Origin of the sequence: Anoxybacillus sp. ST70, from assembly GCF_019553625.1 — a bacterium.
GTDB lineage: Bacteria > Bacillota > Bacilli > Bacillales > Anoxybacillaceae > Anoxybacillus > Anoxybacillus gonensis.
Map to the genome: position 1 here is coordinate 24,620 of NZ_JAHZOF010000013.1, position 19,939 is coordinate 44,558.

General features: G+C 42.1%; 18 protein-coding genes. 17 read left to right on the top strand and 1 reads right to left on the bottom strand.

Going from position 1 to position 19,939, the window contains the following annotated elements:
- Window positions 1-19 precede the first annotated feature (19 nt).
- The 6 genes from K1I43_RS13935 (at window position 20) to K1I43_RS13960 (ending at window position 8,790) form a co-directional block, all read left to right on the top strand.
- A complete protein-coding gene (locus tag K1I43_RS13935; RefSeq protein WP_050982321.1) occupies window positions 20-2,356 on the top strand; it encodes a YhgE/Pip domain-containing protein in 2,337 nt (778 codons plus the stop codon).
- A 137-nt stretch (window positions 2,357-2,493) separates the two neighbouring features.
- Complete coding sequence (locus tag K1I43_RS13940; RefSeq protein ID WP_019417046.1) at window positions 2,494-3,513, top strand: LacI family DNA-binding transcriptional regulator; 1,020 nt, start codon at window positions 2,494-2,496, stop codon at window positions 3,511-3,513.
- Window positions 3,514-3,549: 36 nt separating this feature from the next.
- A complete protein-coding gene (locus tag K1I43_RS13945; RefSeq protein ID WP_009361987.1) occupies window positions 3,550-4,857 on the top strand; it encodes an ABC transporter substrate-binding protein in 1,308 nt (435 codons plus the stop codon).
- A 69-nt stretch (window positions 4,858-4,926) separates the two neighbouring features.
- Window positions 4,927-6,222, top strand: coding sequence for an ABC transporter permease subunit (locus K1I43_RS13950; RefSeq protein ID WP_019417045.1), 1,296 nt, complete (start codon window positions 4,927-4,929; stop codon window positions 6,220-6,222).
- Between the two features lie 11 nt (window positions 6,223-6,233).
- Complete coding sequence (locus K1I43_RS13955) at window positions 6,234-7,061, top strand: carbohydrate ABC transporter permease (RefSeq protein ID WP_003395595.1); 828 nt, start codon at window positions 6,234-6,236, stop codon at window positions 7,059-7,061.
- Window positions 7,062-7,080: 19 nt separating this feature from the next.
- Window positions 7,081-8,790 carry a glycoside hydrolase family 13 protein gene (locus K1I43_RS13960; protein WP_220382684.1) on the top strand — a complete coding sequence of 570 codons (1,710 nt, stop codon included), beginning with the start codon at window positions 7,081-7,083 and terminating at the stop codon, window positions 8,788-8,790.
- A gap of 28 nt (window positions 8,791-8,818) precedes the next feature.
- Here K1I43_RS13960 and yhfH read toward each other — a convergent pair whose 3' ends face one another.
- On the bottom strand, window positions 8,819-8,950 hold the full coding sequence (yhfH, locus tag K1I43_RS13965) for a protein YhfH (protein ID WP_009361984.1): 132 nt from the start codon (window positions 8,948-8,950) through the stop codon (window positions 8,819-8,821).
- Window positions 8,951-9,104: 154 nt separating this feature from the next.
- Here yhfH and K1I43_RS13970 point away from each other — a divergent pair, with 154 nt between their 5' ends.
- The 11 genes from K1I43_RS13970 to K1I43_RS14020 all read left to right on the top strand — a co-directional run bounded on the left by K1I43_RS13970 (window position 9,105) and on the right by K1I43_RS14020 (window position 19,931).
- Complete coding sequence (locus K1I43_RS13970) at window positions 9,105-9,839, top strand: MBL fold metallo-hydrolase (protein WP_019417044.1); 735 nt, start codon at window positions 9,105-9,107, stop codon at window positions 9,837-9,839.
- A 189-nt stretch (window positions 9,840-10,028) separates the two neighbouring features.
- Window positions 10,029-10,232: a hypothetical protein gene (locus K1I43_RS13975; RefSeq protein WP_009361982.1), complete on the top strand. Its 204-nt coding sequence runs from the start codon at window positions 10,029-10,031 to the stop codon at window positions 10,230-10,232.
- Window positions 10,219-10,521, top strand: a complete 303-nt coding sequence (locus K1I43_RS13980) for a DUF4212 domain-containing protein (protein ID WP_019417043.1) — start codon at window positions 10,219-10,221, stop codon at window positions 10,519-10,521. The genes K1I43_RS13975 and K1I43_RS13980 overlap by 14 nt, the downstream gene beginning before the upstream one ends.
- Before the next feature lie 26 nt (window positions 10,522-10,547).
- Window positions 10,548-12,197 carry a sodium:solute symporter family protein gene (locus K1I43_RS13985; protein WP_019417042.1) on the top strand — a complete coding sequence of 550 codons (1,650 nt, stop codon included), beginning with the start codon at window positions 10,548-10,550 and terminating at the stop codon, window positions 12,195-12,197.
- A gap of 51 nt (window positions 12,198-12,248) precedes the next feature.
- Window positions 12,249-14,084: a DUF294 nucleotidyltransferase-like domain-containing protein gene (locus K1I43_RS13990; RefSeq protein WP_019417041.1), complete on the top strand. Its 1,836-nt coding sequence runs from the start codon at window positions 12,249-12,251 to the stop codon at window positions 14,082-14,084.
- Window positions 14,085-14,095: 11 nt separating this feature from the next.
- Window positions 14,096-14,758 carry a 3'-5' exonuclease gene (locus K1I43_RS13995; RefSeq protein ID WP_019417040.1) on the top strand — a complete coding sequence of 221 codons (663 nt, stop codon included), beginning with the start codon at window positions 14,096-14,098 and terminating at the stop codon, window positions 14,756-14,758.
- Window positions 14,759-15,155: 397 nt separating this feature from the next.
- Window positions 15,156-15,401: a hypothetical protein gene (locus K1I43_RS14000; RefSeq protein WP_019417038.1), complete on the top strand. Its 246-nt coding sequence runs from the start codon at window positions 15,156-15,158 to the stop codon at window positions 15,399-15,401.
- 138 nt (window positions 15,402-15,539) lie between these two features.
- Window positions 15,540-17,090, top strand: coding sequence for a fatty acid--CoA ligase family protein (locus tag K1I43_RS14005; protein WP_019417037.1), 1,551 nt, complete (start codon window positions 15,540-15,542; stop codon window positions 17,088-17,090).
- A 107-nt stretch (window positions 17,091-17,197) separates the two neighbouring features.
- Window positions 17,198-18,178: an ABC transporter substrate-binding protein gene (locus tag K1I43_RS14010; RefSeq protein WP_026011559.1), complete on the top strand. Its 981-nt coding sequence runs from the start codon at window positions 17,198-17,200 to the stop codon at window positions 18,176-18,178.
- A gap of 18 nt (window positions 18,179-18,196) precedes the next feature.
- A complete protein-coding gene (locus K1I43_RS14015) occupies window positions 18,197-19,171 on the top strand; it encodes an ABC transporter permease (protein ID WP_019417035.1) in 975 nt (324 codons plus the stop codon).
- Window positions 19,137-19,931: an ABC transporter ATP-binding protein gene (locus K1I43_RS14020; protein WP_019417034.1), complete on the top strand. Its 795-nt coding sequence runs from the start codon at window positions 19,137-19,139 to the stop codon at window positions 19,929-19,931. Before K1I43_RS14015 ends, K1I43_RS14020 begins: the two co-directional genes overlap by 35 nt.
- The last annotated feature ends 8 nt before the right edge of the window (window positions 19,932-19,939 follow it).

Below are 19,939 nucleotides of genomic sequence, written 5' to 3' on the forward strand. Positions count from 1 at the left end.
TTTTGTAAGAAATGACTAAATGAACAAATTGGTCAATGTTTTAAAAAGGGGGTTGAGTAAATTGTTGATGAAAGAAATAAAAGCGGTCACGTCCAATCGGAAAGTGCTCATTCCGATTATCGCTGTGTTGTTTATTCCACTTTTATATAGCGGCATGTTTTTATGGGCGTTTTGGGATCCGTACGATCATTTAGATGATTTACCTGTCGCTGTTGTAAACAAAGACAAAGGAGCAACGTTTGAAGAGAAAGAGCTCCATATTGGTGACGATCTTGTCGATAAGTTAAAAGAAAAGAAGCAGTTTGATTGGCATTTTGTAAATGAACAAGAAGGGGAAAAAGGGTTAAAAGAACAACGATATTATATGCTCATTGAAATTCCTGAACATTTTTCACAACATGCTACGACGTTACAAGATGATCACCCGAAGAAACTACAACTCATTTACAAGCCAAATGAAGGATTTAACTTTTTATCTGCCCAAATTGGCGCAACGGCGGTTGAAAAAATAAAAACGGAAGTAGCAAAAACATTAACTGAAACGTACGCAGAAAACATGTTAGAGAGCGTAAAAACGTTGGCAGATGGGTTAACAAAAGCGAGCGACGGAGCAGAAAAGTTGCATGATGGACTCGTTGATGCAAAAGAAGGAACGGATAAACTATATGATGGCATGAACAAAGCGCAAGATGGCTCGAACGAATTGTATCGCCATTTAGCGACACTTGCGGAAAAATCAATCGCATTTACCGACGGATTGCATCAAGCGGCTGACGGTTCAATGCAAGTGCAAACAGGCGTCCAAACGCTTCATGACGGAATGAAGCGCATGATGGATGGGCAAGGACAGTTGGTTGCTGGAGCGCAGCAAGCAAAAGAAGGGACAGAAACACTTGCTTCAGGAGCGAATCGTGTCCTTGAAGGAATGAAAACACTCGATGAACGCATGCCGCAACTGTTGCAGGGTTCGGATCAATTGAGCGGGGGAGCAGAAAAGCTAGCGACATCGCTTGCTGAATGGCAACAAGGAGCTACGCAAGTACAAACCGGTGCCGCGCAAGTGACAAGCGGATTGGAGCAGTTAGCTGTCCAACTTGATGCCCTTATCGCGCAAACGTCAGATCCAGCGCAAAAAGCGGTATATGAGCAATTAAAACAAAATATTGTGCAAATATCATTAGGAAACAAACAAGTGGAGAGCGGAATGGCCCAGTTAAACGACGGTGCCAAAGCGTTGCAAACAGTGGCAACATCGTTAAGTTATGGGGCGAAGCAGTTACATGAAGGACATATCGCTCTCGATCGCGGCGTAAACGAGTTGCTTGCCGGACAACAACAATTGGCAAATGGTGCAAATGCGTTAGCGAACGGACAAGAAAAGCTTGTTTTAGGCATGAATACGTTGTATGAAAAAATGAAAGAAGCGGAGCAAGGAACAGCAAAGCTTGCTTATGGCGGCAAAACGCTCGCCTCTGGATTGCAAGTTCTTGCGGATGGTGCTGATCAACTTCAAAATGGTGCGCACCGATTGGCAGATGGTTCGCAACAATTGGCAAGCGGAATGAATGAATTAACGAGCGGAACAGGGAAATTGCAAGATGGCATGAATCAATTGGCAGATGGCTCGAAAGAACTAGCAAATAAACTAAAAGAAGGTGCCGAAAAAGCAAGCGATGTGAAGGCAAATGAAGATGTATACAACATGTTTGCTGAACCGGTGAAAGTAAAAAATGAAAAAATGAATGAAGTGCCAAACTACGGAACAGGGTTTACGCCATATTTCTTATCGTTAGGATTGTTTGTTGGGGCTCTTTTACTTTCAATCGTCTTTCCACTTCGCGAGCCAGCCGAAGTGCCACGTTCGCCATTTAGCTGGTTTTTTGCGAAATTTGGTGTACTCATGATCGTCGGTGTTTTGCAAGCACTTCTTGCCGATAGCGTATTGCTTCTCGGGCTCGATTTGCATGTAAAAAGCGCTCCTTTATTTATCATCTTTAGCATTGTGACAAGCATTGCCTTTTTATCTGTTATTCAATTTCTCGTTACCGTTTTTGGGGATCCTGGACGATTTATCGGTATTGTTGTATTAATTTTACAATTAACAACAAGCGCTGGAACGTTCCCGCTTGAGTTAATTCCACGCTCATTACAACTATTTAACGCATGGCTTCCAATGACATATTCCGTTTTCGGATTAAAAGCGGTCATTTCAAGCGGAGATTTCTCATTTATGTGGGAAAATGTCGGTAAATTGCTTATGTTTATCGTTGTCATGATGGCTGGAACAATGACGTATTTTACTATTCAACATCGTCGACAATTTACAACGATCGTTGAACAAGCTTCTGAGGCGTAAGACGCTTCAGAAGCTTTTTTGTAATGAAAAAAATTTTTAAAAAATTAACTTGCATATACAAGGTGATGTCAGTATAATATGAATATGAAAACGATTTCATTCGTTTCTTTTCGATTGAAATAAGGGGGAATGGGAGGATGGCGACGATTGAAGATGTCGCCAAGCTAACGGGGCTTTCACGGACGACCATTTCGCGCGTCATAAACAATCACCCGTACGTGTCAGAAGAGAAACGAAAGCTCGTGCTTGAAGCGATGGAGAAGCTAGGATATGTGCCTAATTCTTCGGCGAGAAGTTTGCGGAATCAAAAAACGAGCATTTTAGCATTATTTATTCCGCGTATTACAAATCCGTTTTTTAGCGAACTTGTCGAAGCGACCGAAATAGCAGCAGCGGAACATGGCTATCAGCTTATTATTTGTCAAACGCGCTATTCGCCGGAAAAAGAATTAAACTATATGAATTTATTAAAGACAAAGCAAGTAGACGGAGTCATTTTAGCTTCTATCCAAAATGAGTGGAAACAGCTGAAGCCTTTTTTACAGTATGGGCCGATCGTTCTTTGCAACGAGTTTGATGATTGTGCAAACGTTCCAACCGTTCGGCTCGATCAAGTGTACGGGGGATACATAGCGACGAAACATTTGCTTGAACAAGGTCATACGAAAATCGCGTATTGTTCTGGTGGCTATCGAAGCAATGTAGCCAAATCGCGTGAAATTGGTTTTAAAAAAGCGTTAGCGGAATATAAGCTTACATTTGATGAACGATACGCTTTTCGCGATGCGTTTCACATTGCTGACGGGAAGCGCGTATTTCGACAAATGATGGCGCTTTCCAATCGGCCGACTGCCGTATTTACCGGAAGCGATGAAGTAGCGGCTGGCATTATATCAGAAGCATTGGCGTGCGGCTATCGCATCCCTAAAGATTTAGCGGTCGTCGGTTTTGATAATCAAGCGATTACAGAGCTAACGAATCCGACAATTACGACGGTGCATCAACCTGTGAAACAAATGGCGCAAAAAGCAGTCGATATTATCGTAGAAAAAATTCAGACGAAAAAATATGACACGCAAGAAATTTACGAATTTCCACTTCAACTGGTTGTTCGCGCATCGACAGTTGGTAGCGAGCTTCACCAAAGTGAAGCTTGACATACATTTCATTTTAAAAATAAGGGGGATTTTTTCATGAAGAAAGCAACAAAATTTTCTTCTGCATTGTTAGCGCTTACGCTCGGTTTGACAGCTTGCTCTGGCGGTCAAGACACAGACAAGAAGGAAACAACGGATAAAAAAGACGATGCTAAAAAATCTGAAGAAGTTGTAAAAATCGTGTATGCTCGCGGGAAAGATGCAACAAAAGCGACAGAAGAAATCGTAAAAGCGTTTGAAGCAAAATATCCAAACATTGACGTCGAGTTTCGTGAAATGCCTTCTGATACAGGAGCGCAGCACGATGCGTACGTGACGATGTTAAACGCCAAATCATCGGAAATTGACGTCATGGACTTAGACGTGATTTGGCCAGCAGAGTTTGCGCAAGCTGGTTATGTTCTTCCGCTCGATCGTTTCATCGAAAAAGACGGCATTGATTTAAGTGCATACAACCAAGGTGCGCTTGCAGCTGGAAATTTCGATGGAAAGCAATGGGCGATGCCAAAATTTATTGACACAGGACTATTATTCTATCGTAAAGACATTGTTCCAGAAGATAAAGTGCCAAAAACATGGGATGAATTGTTAGCAGCTGCTCGCGAGTTTAAAGGAAAAGGCGGCACACAATTCGGATACTTAATGCAAGCGAAACAATACGAAGGATTAGTATGTAACGCGATTGAATTTATTGCGGCATACGGTGGAAAAATCGTCGACGAAAATAACAACGTTGTCGTCAACAGCCCTGAAACAATTAAAGGATTAAAGAAAATGGTTGAAATTGCAACGTCTGACGTTGTGCCAAGCAACATTACAACATTTACAGAGCCAGAATCTCATACAGCGTTTATTGAAGGTCAATCGCCATTTATTCGCAACTGGCCATACCAATACGCATTAGCAAACGATCCAGAGCAATCAAAAATCGTTGATAAAGTTGGCGTTGCGCCACTGCCTGCTGGTGATAAAGGTTCAGCTGCGGCACTAGGCGGATGGATGACAGCCATTAACGCATATTCGAAAAATAAAGAAGCAGCTTGGGAGTTCGTGAAGTTTATGACTGGTCCAGAAGGTCAAAAAATTTCTGCGATTTACGGCGGTTTAGCACCAACGCTTCCAGAACTATTTAAAGACGAAGAAGTGTTAAAAGCGAACCCATTCTTTGCAGAACAAGGATTTGTTGACGGATTAAATGCAGCGGTACCACGTCCAGTTGTACCAAACTATCCAGAAGTATCTGAAATTATTCAAATTAACGTATCAAAAGCCATTGCAGGACAAATTACAGTAGAAGAAGCAGTAGCGAATATGGAAAAAGAAATTAAAGCAGTTATGCAGTAGTTACACGTTAGCCTTCAGCCTCATATGAGCGCTGAAGGCTAAATCCTTTGCATAAAGGGGGAACAACGAGTGAAAAACGAAAAAAAATCGGAGCGCCGTTTAGCGTATATTCTTGTCGCTCCATCGCTCTTGCTCATTTTAGCCGTCGCCATTTGGCCGGTTATTCAGTCATTTTATTTTAGCTTATTTGACTATCGTTTGAACAACCCAGCAAAATCAGCTCTCCATCTTGACTACAGCTTAAACTTAGAACGATATTTAGAAAGTTATCCGTTTTTAATGAGCACATTAAAACAAGAAATGGCGCAAGCGACAGGCGATGAAAAAGAGCAGCTTACCTCACTGCAACAAAAGCTGCAACAAGTAGATGAAGAAATTCGTGCGGATGAAGAAGTAGCAAAACGATATGAGCAAATAGATGAAATTTTAAACAATTTTGAAGTGCCAAGCGAAGAGATGAAAATCGTTTCTATTGATGAACAAGCGGCACAACATTTAACAAAAACGATTAGCGAAACGAAACAAACGTTAAAAACGTTAAACGAAAACGGACAGTTGAAGCAAGGGGACAAATTAACAGGGCTTGCCAACGGGCTAAGCGGAGCGGTCATTGAACCGAACTTTGTCGGTCTCGCTCATTATAAAAACTATTTAAGCGATGCTCGTTTATGGAAAGCGCTTTGGAATACAACGGTGTTTACTGTCATTTCTGTTTCGATTGAATTAGTGCTCGGTTTAGCGATTGCATTGCTTATTAATAAAGCGTTTTTCGGTCGCGGACTTGTTCGGGCAACGATTTTAATTCCGTGGGCGATTCCGACGGCAGTGTCCGCATTAATGTGGAAGTTTTTATATGACGGACAAAACGGGATTGTCGCCAAATATTTTGCGGATATTGGCATCATCAACAATATGAGTGAACTATTAACGACAGGTGCGGGAGCGATGTTTGCCGTCATTTTTTCTGACGTATGGAAAACAACGCCATACATGGCATTATTGTTGCTTGCCGGATTACAAACGATTCCGAGCTCCTTATATGAAGCAGCATCGATTGACGGAGCGACAAAGTGGCAACAGTTCGTCAAAATTACGTTACCGCTTTTAAAATCAAGCATTCTCGTTGCGCTCTTGTTCCGTACGCTTGATGCGTTCCGTGTATTTGACTTAATTTTCGTATTAACAGGCGGCGGACCAGCAAACTCGACAGAAACGATTTCGATTTTAGCGTATAAAGTCATGTTCTCACAAACAAACTTCGGTGGCGGTTCAGCGTTAGCGGTGATCGTTTTCATTTGCGTAGCGATCATTTCGACGATTTACATTAAATTTTTAGGTGCTGACCTCATTTCTGATCGAAAATAGGAGGTGCAACGATGCAAAAGAAAGCCGGTCCATTGTTTTATGTGTTTTTATTTGTTTTCGTTTTTTTAGTGATGTTCCCATTTTTATGGATTTTATTAAGTTCGATTAAGCCGTTAAGCGAATTGTTTGGTGAAGAAGCGTTTAACTGGTTTACGAGCCATCCGACGTTAAAAAGTTATGTCTCTGTTTTTGTCAATTATCCGTTTTTAAAATATTTATGGAACAGCACAGTCATTGCGACGATTACAACTGTGTACACCGTATTTGTAGCAGCGTTTGCCGCGTATGCGATTGCGCGCCTAGATTTTAAAGGAAAGTCGATTATTTTAGGGATCGTGTTATCGGTATCGATGTTCCCGCAAATTGCGACTATTTCGCCGATCTACATGTTTGTAAAAAAGTTTGAGTTGACGAATAGTTATTTAGGATTAATTATTCCGTACACGACGTTTGCGTTGCCGCTTTCTATTTGGCTATTAGTGACGTTTTTCCGTAAAATTCCGTTTGATTTAGAAGAAGCCGCAAAAATGGACGGAGCAACACCGCTTCAAACGTATTTTAAAGTGATTTTACCGCTCGCTGTACCAGGCATTTTTACGACATCCATTCTCGTTTTTATTGCGGCATGGAACGAATTTTTATTTGCGTTGACGATTAACACAGCAGAAAACTATAAAACGGTGCCAGTCGGTATTGCGATGTTCCAAGGGCAATATACCATTCCATGGGGCGAAATTTCAGCAGCAACGGTCATAGTGACCATTCCGCTCGTTATTATGGTATTATTGTTCCAACGTCGTATTGTTTCTGGTTTAACGTCTGGTTCAGTGAAAGAATAATGGAGAGGGGAAACAGGGAATGGAATCGATTCCAAAAACGAAACAATGGTGGAAAGAAGCGGTCGTGTATCAAATTTATCCGCGCAGTTTTAAAGATTCAAACGGGGATGGGATCGGTGATTTGCGCGGGATTATTGAAAAGCTAGATTATTTACAAGAGCTCGGTGTGGATGTTGTTTGGTTGTCGCCTGTTTATCAGTCGCCAAACGACGATAACGGCTATGATATTAGCGACTATCAAGACATTATGGACGAATTTGGGACGCTATCTGATTGGGACGAACTGCTTCGTGAAATGCATGCGCGTGGTATGAAGTTAGTGATGGATTTAGTTGTGAACCATACGTCCGATGAACATCATTGGTTTATTGAATCGCGCAAATCAAAAGATAATCCGTACCGTGATTATTACATTTGGCGTCCGGGGAAAGACGGAAAAGAACCGAACAATTGGCAATCATTTTTTAGCGGCTCCGCATGGCAATACGATGAGGCGACAGGGGAATATTATTTACATTTATTTTCGAAAAAACAGCCGGATTTAAACTGGGAAAACGAAAAGGTGCGCGAAGAAATTTTTAACATGATGACATGGTGGCTAGATCGCGGCATTGACGGATTTCGCATGGACGTCATTAACTTGTTGTCAAAAGTCGAAGGTTTACCAGATGCGCCGGTGACGAATCCGAATGACCGTTATCAATGGGGCGGACAATATTTTGTTAATGGACCGAAGTTAATGGACTATTTGCGTGAAATGAAAGAAAAAGTGTTAAGTAAATATGACATTATGACGGTCGGAGAAACGCCGATGGTGACGACGGAAGATGCGATTCAATTTACAAATGAGCAAGACGGTGTCATGAATATGCTATTTCAATTTGAGCATATGGATGTCGATTCGAAGCCGGGAAGTCATCTTGGGAAGTGGGATATTCAACCGTGGAAACTGACAGATTTGAAAAAAATTATGAGCAAGTGGCAAGTGGAGCTGCACGGAAAAGGATGGAATTCGCTTTATTTAGAGAATCATGATCAACCACGTTCCGTATCTCGTTTTGGCGATGATAAAACGTATCGGGTCGAAAGTGCAAAAATGTTGGCGACATGGCTACATATGATGCAAGGGACGCCATACATTTATCAAGGACAAGAAATTGGCATGACAAATGTTGCGTTTCCGTCCATCGAATATTATCGCGACGTTGAAACAATAAATTTATGGAACGATGTCGTTGTGAACAAAGGATACGACCCAGATCAAATATTAAAAGCGATTCATTATCGTGGTCGTGACAATGCACGTACGCCGATGCAATGGGATGCCACAGAACATGCTGGATTTACGACAGGCACGCCGTGGATTCATGTCAATCCGAATTATCGCGACATTAACGTTGAACAAGCGTTAAAAGATGAGAACTCGGTATTCCATTATTACAAAAAGCTGATTCGTCTTCGAAAAGAACATCCGATTATCGTGTACGGATCATACGAGTTATTGCTTGAAGACGATGAACAAATTTACGCATATTTGCGCAAGTTCAACGATGAACAGCTGCTCGTGGTAACAAACTTTAGTAGCGACCAGCCGACATTTACATTGCCATCACACGTGACGTTTACGGAAAAACAGCTGCTCATTAGCAACCATGCAGTTGACGAAAATGAACCGATTGAAACAATTGTGCTAAAACCGTATGAAGCACGTGTATATAAGTTAAAGTAAAAAGCAGCCACGATGGCTGCTTTTTACTTTAGCAAGAAACGTTTAAGCAATGAACGCAAACATTGCCATAACATTCATGTTGCTCTTCCATTTCTTTACCGCATTCGCAACATGTTTTTGGAGGTAACTTTTTATAAAATTCAGACATTTTTTCTAGCATAGTTCCCCATCCCCTTTGTTTTTGTTAATCTTATTGTATTATAACAGATACACATTTGTCAATAGTTGTTTTATAACATTTGTATATGTGAAATGGAGACGAAAATTTGGTATTGTGTAGGTGTACACAATTTCAATAGGAAGGGTGAATACATATGAAAGTGACAGTGATCGGTTATTGGGGAGCATTTCCGAAAAAAAATGAAGCGACATCGTGTTATTTGTTCGAACATGATGGGTTTCGTCTGTTAGTCGACTGCGGAAGCGGAGCGTTAGCGCAGCTGCAAAACGTCCTTGACATTGAACAAATTGATGCGGTCATCGTATCGCATTATCATCACGATCACGTGGCAGATATCGGCCCGCTTCAATATGCCCGACTGATTAAGAAAAATTTAGGCGTCGATTTGCCGGAGTTGCCGATTTATGGCCATTCGCTCGATCGAGATGGATTTGCACGCCTCGCTCATAAAGGGGTGACAAAAGCGGTGGCGTACGATCCGAATGAGACGCTTCATATCGGTCCGTTTACGATTTCGTTTATGGAAACGGAACATCCAGCCATTTGTTATGCGATGCGAATCACCGCAGGAGAAAAAACGGTCGTGTACACAGCCGATTCAAGTTATTTATCGCAGTTCGTTCCTTTTTCTAAACAGGCGAATTTACTCATTTGCGAATGCAATTTTTACGCAGGGCAACAAGCAAAACAAGCTGGACATATGACGAGTGAAGAAGCGGCAACGATCGCTCGCGATGCAGGCGTTGAAACGTTGCTGCTTACGCACTTACCTCATTTCGGCAACGTCGAACAACTTGTCGACGAAGCAAAAATGATTTTCCATGGCGATGTGCAATTAGCGAAAACAAGATGGACATGGGAAGGGTAGCGAATCGCTGCCCTTTTGTTATAATACAGAATAAAAATTTTGAAAATTTTTTGAACAGATGCTTGACGATCCATTGAAAAGTAGAGATAATATGGTTGTGTTAGAATTTTCTTAAAATTTAGTAACACATACTAGGAGGTGGGGGCTAAAAGAAAATGATAACGCTTACAAGATAAAGGGGGTATTTGTTTGGTTGCGTTTTACCTCATCTTAGCGATTACAGTCGTAAGTTTATACGTTGCTTTTCGCAAGCAAAAGCCTTTCTTTTTACTCATTCCATTCTTGTCAGTCTTCGCTTACTTTTTATTTGAAGTCATAACGTTCCCGGCACCATTTTTAGAAACGGTCAAATTTATTTTTAACTTGGGGGTGTGTTTGTTTGAAACAAATTGATAAAAAAGTGGCGGATTCATATTTCCGTGAGCGTGTGCGATTAATTGTTATTTTCTTGATTATTTGGTTTATTGTTTCATTTGGCGTCGTCATGTTTGCGGAGTCGTTTAAAAATATGACGTTCAACGGCTTCCCGTTCCATTATTTTATGGGGGCGCAAGGGGCGATTGTAACGTTTATCGTGTTGTTGTTTATTAACGCAAAAGTAAGCGACAACATTGATAAAAAGTACGGCATTAGCGAAGAGAAAAACGAACAATTAAGCGCAGGCAAAGCGCTTGATCATTAAGAGAACAAAGGGGAAGGGGGAGCAATATGGATACACAATTTCTCGTGTCTTTATCCATTATTATTGCATCATTTGCGTTATATATCGGGATTGCAATTTACAATAAGGCGAAAGAAACGTCTGATTTCTACGTAGCAGGTCGCGGCATTTCTCCGTTTTCAAACGGAATGGCGATCGCAGCGGACTGGATGAGTGCGGCATCCTTTATCGGTATGGCCGGTACGATTATGTTGTTAGGATACGACGGTCTTGCATATATTATGGGCTGGACGGGTGGTTATTTGTTGCTTACGTTTTTACTCGCTCCACAGCTTCGCAAATATGGTCGCTATACGGTGCCAGAGTTTATCGGCGACCGTTATGAAAGTCATACGGCTCGCATGATTGCTGCTCTTTGTACAATTATTATTTCGTTCGTTTATTCAATCGGGCAGCTTTCTGGTTCGGGCGTTGTTATTGGGCGTTTGCTTGAAGTGGACGCAAAAGTCGGTACGATGATTGGTGTTGTATTAATTGCGTTTTATGCTGCGTTTGGCGGAATGAAAGGAATTACATGGACGCAAGTAGCGCAATACGTCATTTTAATTACCGCTTACTTAATTCCGGTCGTTTTCATGTCGCTTCAGTTGACAGGAAACCCAATTCCTTGGCTTTCTTACGGAAAAATTGTTGGACAATTTCAAGAGTTAGATCAGCAATTAGGAATTTCACAGTATGCAGAACCATTTTTAAAAGGTAGCAAATGGCAGTTTCTTGCACTTATGTTTACGTTAATGGCTGGAACGGCAGGACTTCCGCATGTCATCGTTCGCTTTTATACGGTATCAACGATGAAAGCGGCACGTTGGTCGGGAGCATGGGCGCTTTTATTTATCGGGTTACTTTATTTATCAGCGCCTGCGTATGCTGCATTTTCACGCTTCATCCTCATTAAAAATGTCGTCGGTCAAAAAATTAGCGAATTGCCAGCTTGGACAGAAAAGTGGATTAACACAGGAAAATTACAAATTGCGGATGCAAACGGCGACGGTATTTTACAATGGCAAGAGATGGTCATTAGCAACGACATCGTCGTAATGGCGACGCCAGAAATTGCAAATCTCGGTATGTTCGTTATCGGCTTAGTCGCAGCTGGAGCGATGGCGGCAGCGTTATCGACAGCAGGTGGTTTAATGATTGCTATTTCGTCATCGTTTGCGCATGACATTTACTATCGTATTTTACGTCCGAACGCATCAGAGCAAAATCGTTTGCTTGTTGCGCGCATTTCGATCGTTGCTGCAACATTGTTAGCTGGTTTAGTCGCATTAAATCCACCGGGTGTAATTACGCAAATTGTTGCGTGGGCGTTTGCGATTGCGGCAAGTACGTTCTTCCCAGCGCTTGTACTTGGGGTATGGTGGAAACGCTCAAATGCGGCTGGTGCCATTGCAGGTATGCTTGTCGGGTTAGTCGTTTCGTTAGGCTACATTTTAGCAGCGAAATACGGTGGCTTTTCCGTTGCAGGAATTGTTGATACAGGGGCAGGAATTTTTGGAGCAGTCGCCGCGATTGCAGCGAACGTCGTCGTTTCATTGATGACGAAAGAGCCTTCGCAATCTGTGCAAGAAGAAGTATATGACCTCCGTTATCCAGAACAAATGACATACAAAGACGGTCAAGTGTGGATGAGATAATGTAAGGCATCTGTGTATACAGATGCCGTTTTTATAAGGGAGGGGATATTGATGCATCCATTATTTCAGGGGTTGCCACAACGTGAAATCGAACAGCTTATCGCTGAATGTGAACAAAAGACGTTTGACAAAGACGATCTCATTTTAGGGAAAAATGAGCGGCGCAAAGGGCTTGTTTTGTTGCTTGATGGGGTGGCGGAAGTATACGTTGAGCATGAAGGGTATGACGAAGTGCTTGAAGTCGTACAAAAAGGTGGGATTATCGGGTTTTCAAGCTTAGCCCATTTTTTAGGTGTATCGAAAAATGAAGGAAAAGAAGAGCTCGTTGCTGTGCGGGCGGCGGAACGATGCGAAGTGCTTGTCATGCCGTTTTCTGTGTTAACGCGGTTATGGGATGATCCGAATGTCCATGACTATTTGCTTGCGCAGGCGTGCATCCGTTTAAAAGACGTATATGTGTCGCTTGCTGAACAAGTCAAACAAGCGCGGAAATTTGGCGATTCTACATCATTTGTCGTTCCTGTGCAAGATTTAATGGTACGTAATGTCGTCACTTTACCATCAACGGCAACGGTACAAGAAGCCGCGAAAAAAATGGCGGCGACTCATATTAGTTCGATCGTTGTGACGAATGAACAAAAGTTGTGTGGTATTTTAACGGAAACGGATCTTGTCGAACGAGTGCTTGGACAGTCTCTTCCGTATGACACACCTATTGAACGTGTGATGACAAAACATGTCGCGACGATTTCACGATTCGCGTATTATTACGATGCGCTTGCTATGATGATTGAGCGAGGAGTGAAACATTTACCTGTTGTCGACGACGGAAAAGTAGAAGGGATTGTGACGTTTTCAGATTTAATGCGAAAGAAAAATGAAAGCATGATGCGCACGATTCAACAAATTGATCATGCGGATGAACAGACGTTATCCAAAATGAAAATAGCGATTTACGAGTTGTTGGCGACGATGTTGCGCGATCAAGTGCCGATTGCTCAATGTTTAAATACGATTACGAAACTGTACGATCGACTCGTCTACCGTTGTTTATCGTTAGCGATCGAACAAGTAGGAGATCCTCCGAGCCGTTTTGCTTTTTATCAAATGGGATCAAGCGGACGGAGGGAACAGTTTTTACTAACCGATCAAGATCATTTTCTTGTATATGAAAGCGAGGAGCACGCTTCATATTTTGCAACGCTTGGAGAGGCGATTGTGCGTGTCATGGAGAAAGCAGGATATGAGCGATGCAAAGGGAAGATGATGGCGAGCGAAAATGCATGGCGTGGTTCGCTTGAAACGTGGAAAGATCGATTGCGCGAGTGGATGATTCATGCGACAAATGACAACTTGTTGTTGGCGCAAAACTTTTTCTCGTATCGATTTGTATATGGCGATATCGACTTGCATCGTGCATTTGAACAACAAATTCGTGAGCAATTACATCGTGCAAAAATTTTCTTTTTTCGGCTTGTTGAGATGGAAAAGCAAAATGAAATTCCGACGCTTGATCGCCCAATTCGCTCTATTTTCGGGCTTGAGCGAAAAACAATCGATATGAAAAAAGAAGTGTTATTTCCGTACCATCATAGCATACAAATTTTAGGGCTCATTCATGGGATCGTATCTGGCACACCGTTTGAGCGAATTGAGAAGCTAAAAGAAAAGCAAGTATTGTCTCCTGCATTTGCGAAAGATGTGCAAAAAGCGGCTGAAAACGTGCTAGCTATTTACATTCGCCATAAATGGAATCATTATCAAGCGAATAAACAATCGTCGTCTGTCTTATCGTTTGCAACGATGACGACAAGAGAAAAAGATGAACTCATGTTAAGTTTAAAAACGTTAAAGCAACTGCAGGCGCAATTATTTTCTCATTTTTAGGGGGGATCGGGGTGTTTTTTTTACGAAAGGCGATTGACTACAAGTTAAACGATCATATCCCGTTGTCGACGCCGATTGATGATATTATTTTTACGGTATTTGATACAGAAACGACCGGATTTGATGTAGCGACAACAGATCGGTTAATCGAAATCGGCGCGGTGCAAGTGAAGGGGACGACGGTGATGGAAGATGAAACGTTTCATACGTATGTAAATCCGAATCGCGATATCCCACCTGTTATTGTTGAATTGACAAACATTACAGAAGAAAAAGTGAAACATGCGCCGACGGCAATTGAAGCATTGCAACATTTTTTTCGATTTGTTGAACAAAAACAAAGCGTCTGCTTTGTCGGTCATTACATTTCGTTTGATTTGTTTGTGATGAAACACGAATTGCGCCGCGAAAAAATGAAATTTCGCAAACCGACGTTTATCGATACGCTTGATTTAATTGGTTTTATTGCACCGTCATATGATATGCGCGATTTAGAGCGATATGCGCAAGCGTTTGGTACACGCATGTATGAACGCCATTCCGCCATCGGCGATGCGCTCACGACAGCGTATTTATTCGTTGAGCTATTAGAACAATTTCGCATGCGCGGCTATCGAAAGTGGGGAGAATTGCTGCGCGCCACAGATAGCCAAATGCGCTCCATATCTTTTTAATACAAGGCGACAAAGCCTTGTTTTTTATTTAAAAATCATCCTTTTATGGTAAAATATAATTTATATAAAATTGTTTGCTAAATTTCCGGGGGTCATCTGTATATGACGAATAAAAAATGGTTTTTGTATTTTTTATTGCTCGGAATTCCATCTTCCATATATGGGTTGATTATAATATGTAAATCTTTTTTCTATGATCCTAACTTATTCGAAAGGGTCGGAGGAGGATTGTTTCTTATTCATGGTCTGTTTTCTTTATTTTTTGCGAAACGATATGCGAAGTGTAAAGAAGAGGGAAAGTGAATGGAAATTTATTTGATACTTGCATTTTCGAGAGAAGGATAAAAAAGCATAACAAAGCATATTTTCAAAGAATGACAAAAAGGAGAGCATTAGCATGTTTAATCATATATTTGAAAGCAATCACAAACGTAAAATCGTTGTTGAACTCGATGAAAGATATTTTGACAAAAAAAGTCTTATGTATGCTGTAGTGCAGCATTTTACAAACGAAGGAAAACAATGTGAAATGATCGATGTGAACACATTATTATTGGAAGGGAAAAAATATTATGTATATGAAACAAACGTTGCGGCAACATATTGTCCTCCGGTACAGCGAGCCGTTTTAACAGAGATTTGAATGCGACAAGCTTATAGTCATCATCATGGTAAGCGATTATTTCTCGCTTGCCTGTTTTTTTATTTTAAAATATAATACATTTAGAATTTTTTTAATTTTAAAATGAATGATCATTCATTCACTAAAGGGGTGGGGAAAATGAATTTAGTTTCACGGTTACAGCAAATAGCTACGCAAAAGCCAGATAAGCAGGCGTATATGTTTGAACAAACATCAGCAACGTACGGTGAACTGAACGGGGCGATCATGAAATTTGCGAGCGGACTCGCGAAGCTTGGGGTAAACAAAGGGGATCATGTGGCGCTATTGTTAGGCAATTCACCGTATTTTATCGTCAGTTTATATGGCGCGATGCGTGCGGGGGCGACGGTGATTCCGATTAACCCTATTTATACGGCAGATGAAATTCATTACATTTTAACAAACGGCGATGTGAAAGTTGTCATTGCGCTTGATGTTGTCATGCCGACGTTGATGAAGCTTGACGGACGTTTACCGAATGTTGAGCACATCATCATTTGTGAAACACCGCAAGGAAAAGAACATGGCATCGTTGTGCCGGAAAAAATGAAATCGTTTACAAATGTGCTTGCGACAGGTGATGTACCGTTCGTCGGCCCAGAGCTTCACGATGATGATGTGGCGGTTATTTTATATACATCAGGAACGACTGGAAAACCAAAAGGAGCGATGTTGACACATAAAAATTTATACAGCAACGCCCAAGATGTCGCAGATTACTTAAAAATAAACGAAGATGATCGCGTCATTGCGACGTTGCCGATGTTTCATGTCTTTTGTTTGACGGTGGCGCTTAATGCCCCGCTTATGAACGGTGGAACGGTGCTTATTCTTCCGAAATTTAGCCCAGGGGAAGTATTTAAAGTGGCACGTGAACAAAAGGCAACTGTTTTTGCAGGTGTGCCGACGATGTATAACTTTTTATATCAATATCCAGACGGAAAAGTGGAAGATTTTGCGCATATGCGTTTATGTATTTCAGGCGGAGCATCGATGCCTGTTGCGTTATTGAAAAATTTCGAGAAAAAATTTCAAGTTATCGTTTCCGAAGGGTACGGACTGTCAGAAGCTTCGCCAGTCACATGTTTTAATCCGCTTGATCGTCCGCGTAAACCGGGCTCGATTGGGACGAGCATTATGAATGTTGAAAATAAAATCGTCAATGAATTAGGAGAAGAAGTGCCTGTTGGTGAAGTGGGAGAACTGATCGTGCGTGGTCCGAATGTGATGAAAGGATATTATAAAATGCCAGAAGAAACCGCGCATACGATTCGTGACGGTTGGTTATATACAGGTGACTTAGCGAAAATGGATGAAGAAGGATATTTTTACATTGTTGATCGGAAAAAAGATATGATTATTGTTGGGGGATATAACGTATATCCGCGTGAAGTGGAAGAAGTACTTTACAGCCATCCGGATGTCGTGGAAGCCGCAGTTATCGGCGTGCCAGATCCGAATTTTGGAGAGGCGGTAAAATGTTATGTAGTAAGTAAAAATAAGCAGTTGACAGAACAACAGTTAATCGCTTATTGTAGCGAGCATTTGGCAAAATATAAAGTGCCAAGTTCGATTGAATTTTTAGAGGAATTGCCAAAAAATACAACAGGAAAAATTTTAAGACGTGCATTAAAAGAACAAGTCATCTCTCAGAGCGGTGCGATGTGAGCACCGTTTTTTTTATTTATTTTTTAGAATTGACTTGATATTTAGAAAATATATTTGTATAATTTAACGCATAAAAGCGAAACAGCGAAAAAGTGAGGGGGATACAAATGAAGTGGGTAAAAACGTGTAGCGCGTTGTTGCTTGCAGGAAGTGTGCTAGCAGGATGCGCTGGAGAAAAAACAACAACAGAAAAAAGCGAGGAGAAAACATATAAAGTTGGTGTGACACAAATTGTCGAACATCCGTCGCTTGATGCGGCGTTTAACGGATTTAAAAAGGCGCTTGAAGAGAAAGGGTTAAAAGTCGAATACGATGTACAAATTGCACAAGGAGATATGAACAATAATCAAACGATTGCCAACAACTTTGTTGCCGATGGCGTCGATTTAATCTTCGCCAATTCTACACCGAGCGCGCTTGGCGCATTAAATGCGACGAAAGATATTCCGATCGTCTTTACGTCTGTGACAGATCCGGTTGGAGCGAAGCTTGTGCAATCGATGGAAAATCCAGGTAGAAATGTGACAGGGACAACAGATACGCATCCAGATGCTATTCCGAAAACGGTGCAATTTATTGATCAATTTGTGAATGGGAATCGCGTCGGCATGATTTACAACGCGGGCGAGCAAAACTCTGTGGCGCAAATGGATGCGGTGGAAAAAGCGATGGAAGGGACCGACTTAACGATCGTACCTGTTTCGGTGTCGACATCGGCGGAAGTGAAACAAGCGGCGGAATCGTTAGTTGGCAAAGTCGATTGTTTTTACGTCATTACGGACAATATGGTCGTTTCAGCGCTTGAGTCCGTCATTCAAGTCGCGAACGATCAAGATTTACCGCTTTTTGTCGGCGAATTAGATTCAGTGAAACGTGGCGGTTTCGCGGCGTACGGTTTTGACTACTACGATATTGGCTATGAAGCAGGAGTCATGGCAGCAGACATTTTAGAAGGGAAGAAAAAGCCAGCTGAACTTCCGGTACAATATCCGCAAAAATTGAAGCTTGTCATCAATAAAAAAGCAGCAAAAGAGATGGGTGTCGAGTGGCGTAGTGAATGGGATAGCATGGCGGAATTTATTGAATAAAACAAAGGATGGATCTGTATGATTACAGCATTGTTTAGCTCAGTTGAAGCAGGATTGTTATATGCGCTTATGGCGCTCGGTGTGTATATATCGTTTCGCGTTTTAGATTTTCCTGATTTGACGGTGGACGGAAGTTTTGTGACGGGAGCGGCAGTCGCTTCCGTTCTCATCGTCGGTGGCGTCAATCCGTTTATTGCTTCGCTTGCGGCGCTTTGCGCTGGCTTTTTCGCAGGATGTGCGACAGGCCTTTTGCATACGAAGGGGAAAATTAATCCGTTATTATCAGGGATTTTAATGATGATCGCTTTATATTCGATTAACTTGCGCATTATGGATAAACCGAACGTCCCGCTTTTACAACAAGAAACGGTCATGACGATCATCGCAAAAGCGTTTCAACGTTTCGATCAAGCGTTGGCAACGATATTTCCTTTCGTTCCGAAAACGTGGGCGATTATTGTTTTTGGGATGTTGTTAGTCGCTGTAGTGAAAGTAGTCATTGACTTATTTTTGAAAACGGAAGTCGGTTTGGCGCTTCGTGCCGTCGGAGATAATAAAAAAATGATTGCTAGTTTTTCAGGAAACACGGACCGTTTAACAATGGTCGGCCTCGGCTTGTCAAACGCACTCGTCGCGTTTTCAGGGGCTCTTATTGCGCAATATAGCGGCTTTAGCGATATCGGCATGGGGATCGGCATGATCGTCATCGGTTTAGCGTCGGTCATTATCGGAGAAGCGTTATTTGGGGCGAAAACGATTGTGCGGGCGACGCTTGCGGTGATTTTAGGAGCCATTGTATATCGCATCGTCATTACGCTTGCGTTGCGCGTCCAATTTTTAGAGACGGGCGATGTGAAGCTGATTACAGCGATGATTGTCATTTTAGCGCTCGTCGTTCCGCAAATGGTAGCGGCGCGTGCCGAAAAACAGCGGAAAGCGAGAAAGCGAGGTGCAGCCGTTGCTTCAACTCAAACAGATTACGAAAGTGTTTAACGAAGGAACGCTCGATGAAAAAGTGGCGTTAAAACATATCGAACTTTCGCTTCAGCCGGGCGATTTTGTAACGATTATCGGCAGCAACGGAGCGGGAAAATCGACGTTGATGAACATTATTTCAGGGAGACTGGCTCCAGATACAGGAGAAGTCGTAATTGACGGGAAGGACGTTACGACGATGAGTGAACATGATCGAGCGCGTTATATCGGTCGCGTCTTTCAAGATCCGATGGCAGGGACGGCACCGAACATGACGATTGAAGAAAATTTAGCGATCGCTTATAACCGAACGGTGAAGCGAACTCTTCGGTTCGGTGTGACGAAAAAGCGGCGCGAATTTTTTAAAGAAACGCTCGCGACGCTTCAGCTCGGATTAGAAAACCGTCTCCATGCGAAAGTCGGCTTGTTATCTGGTGGGGAACGGCAAGCGTTGTCACTTTTAATGGCGACATTTACGCAACCGCACGTGCTCCTTCTTGATGAACATACTGCGGCGTTAGATCCCGCGCGCGCGAAGTTAATTACAGATTTAACGAAACAAATTGTTGAAACGAATCGCTTGACGACGTTAATGGTGACGCACAATATGGAGCAAGCTGTCCAATTGGGCAATCGTCTCATTATGATGGACGGTGGACAAATTATTTTTGAAGCAAGTGGAGAAGAGAAGAAAAAGCTAACTGTTGCCTCTCTTCTTCAAGAGTTTCAACGCATTCGTGGCAGTCAATTTGCTAGCGATCGCGCCGTGCTTGTATAAAAAAATCC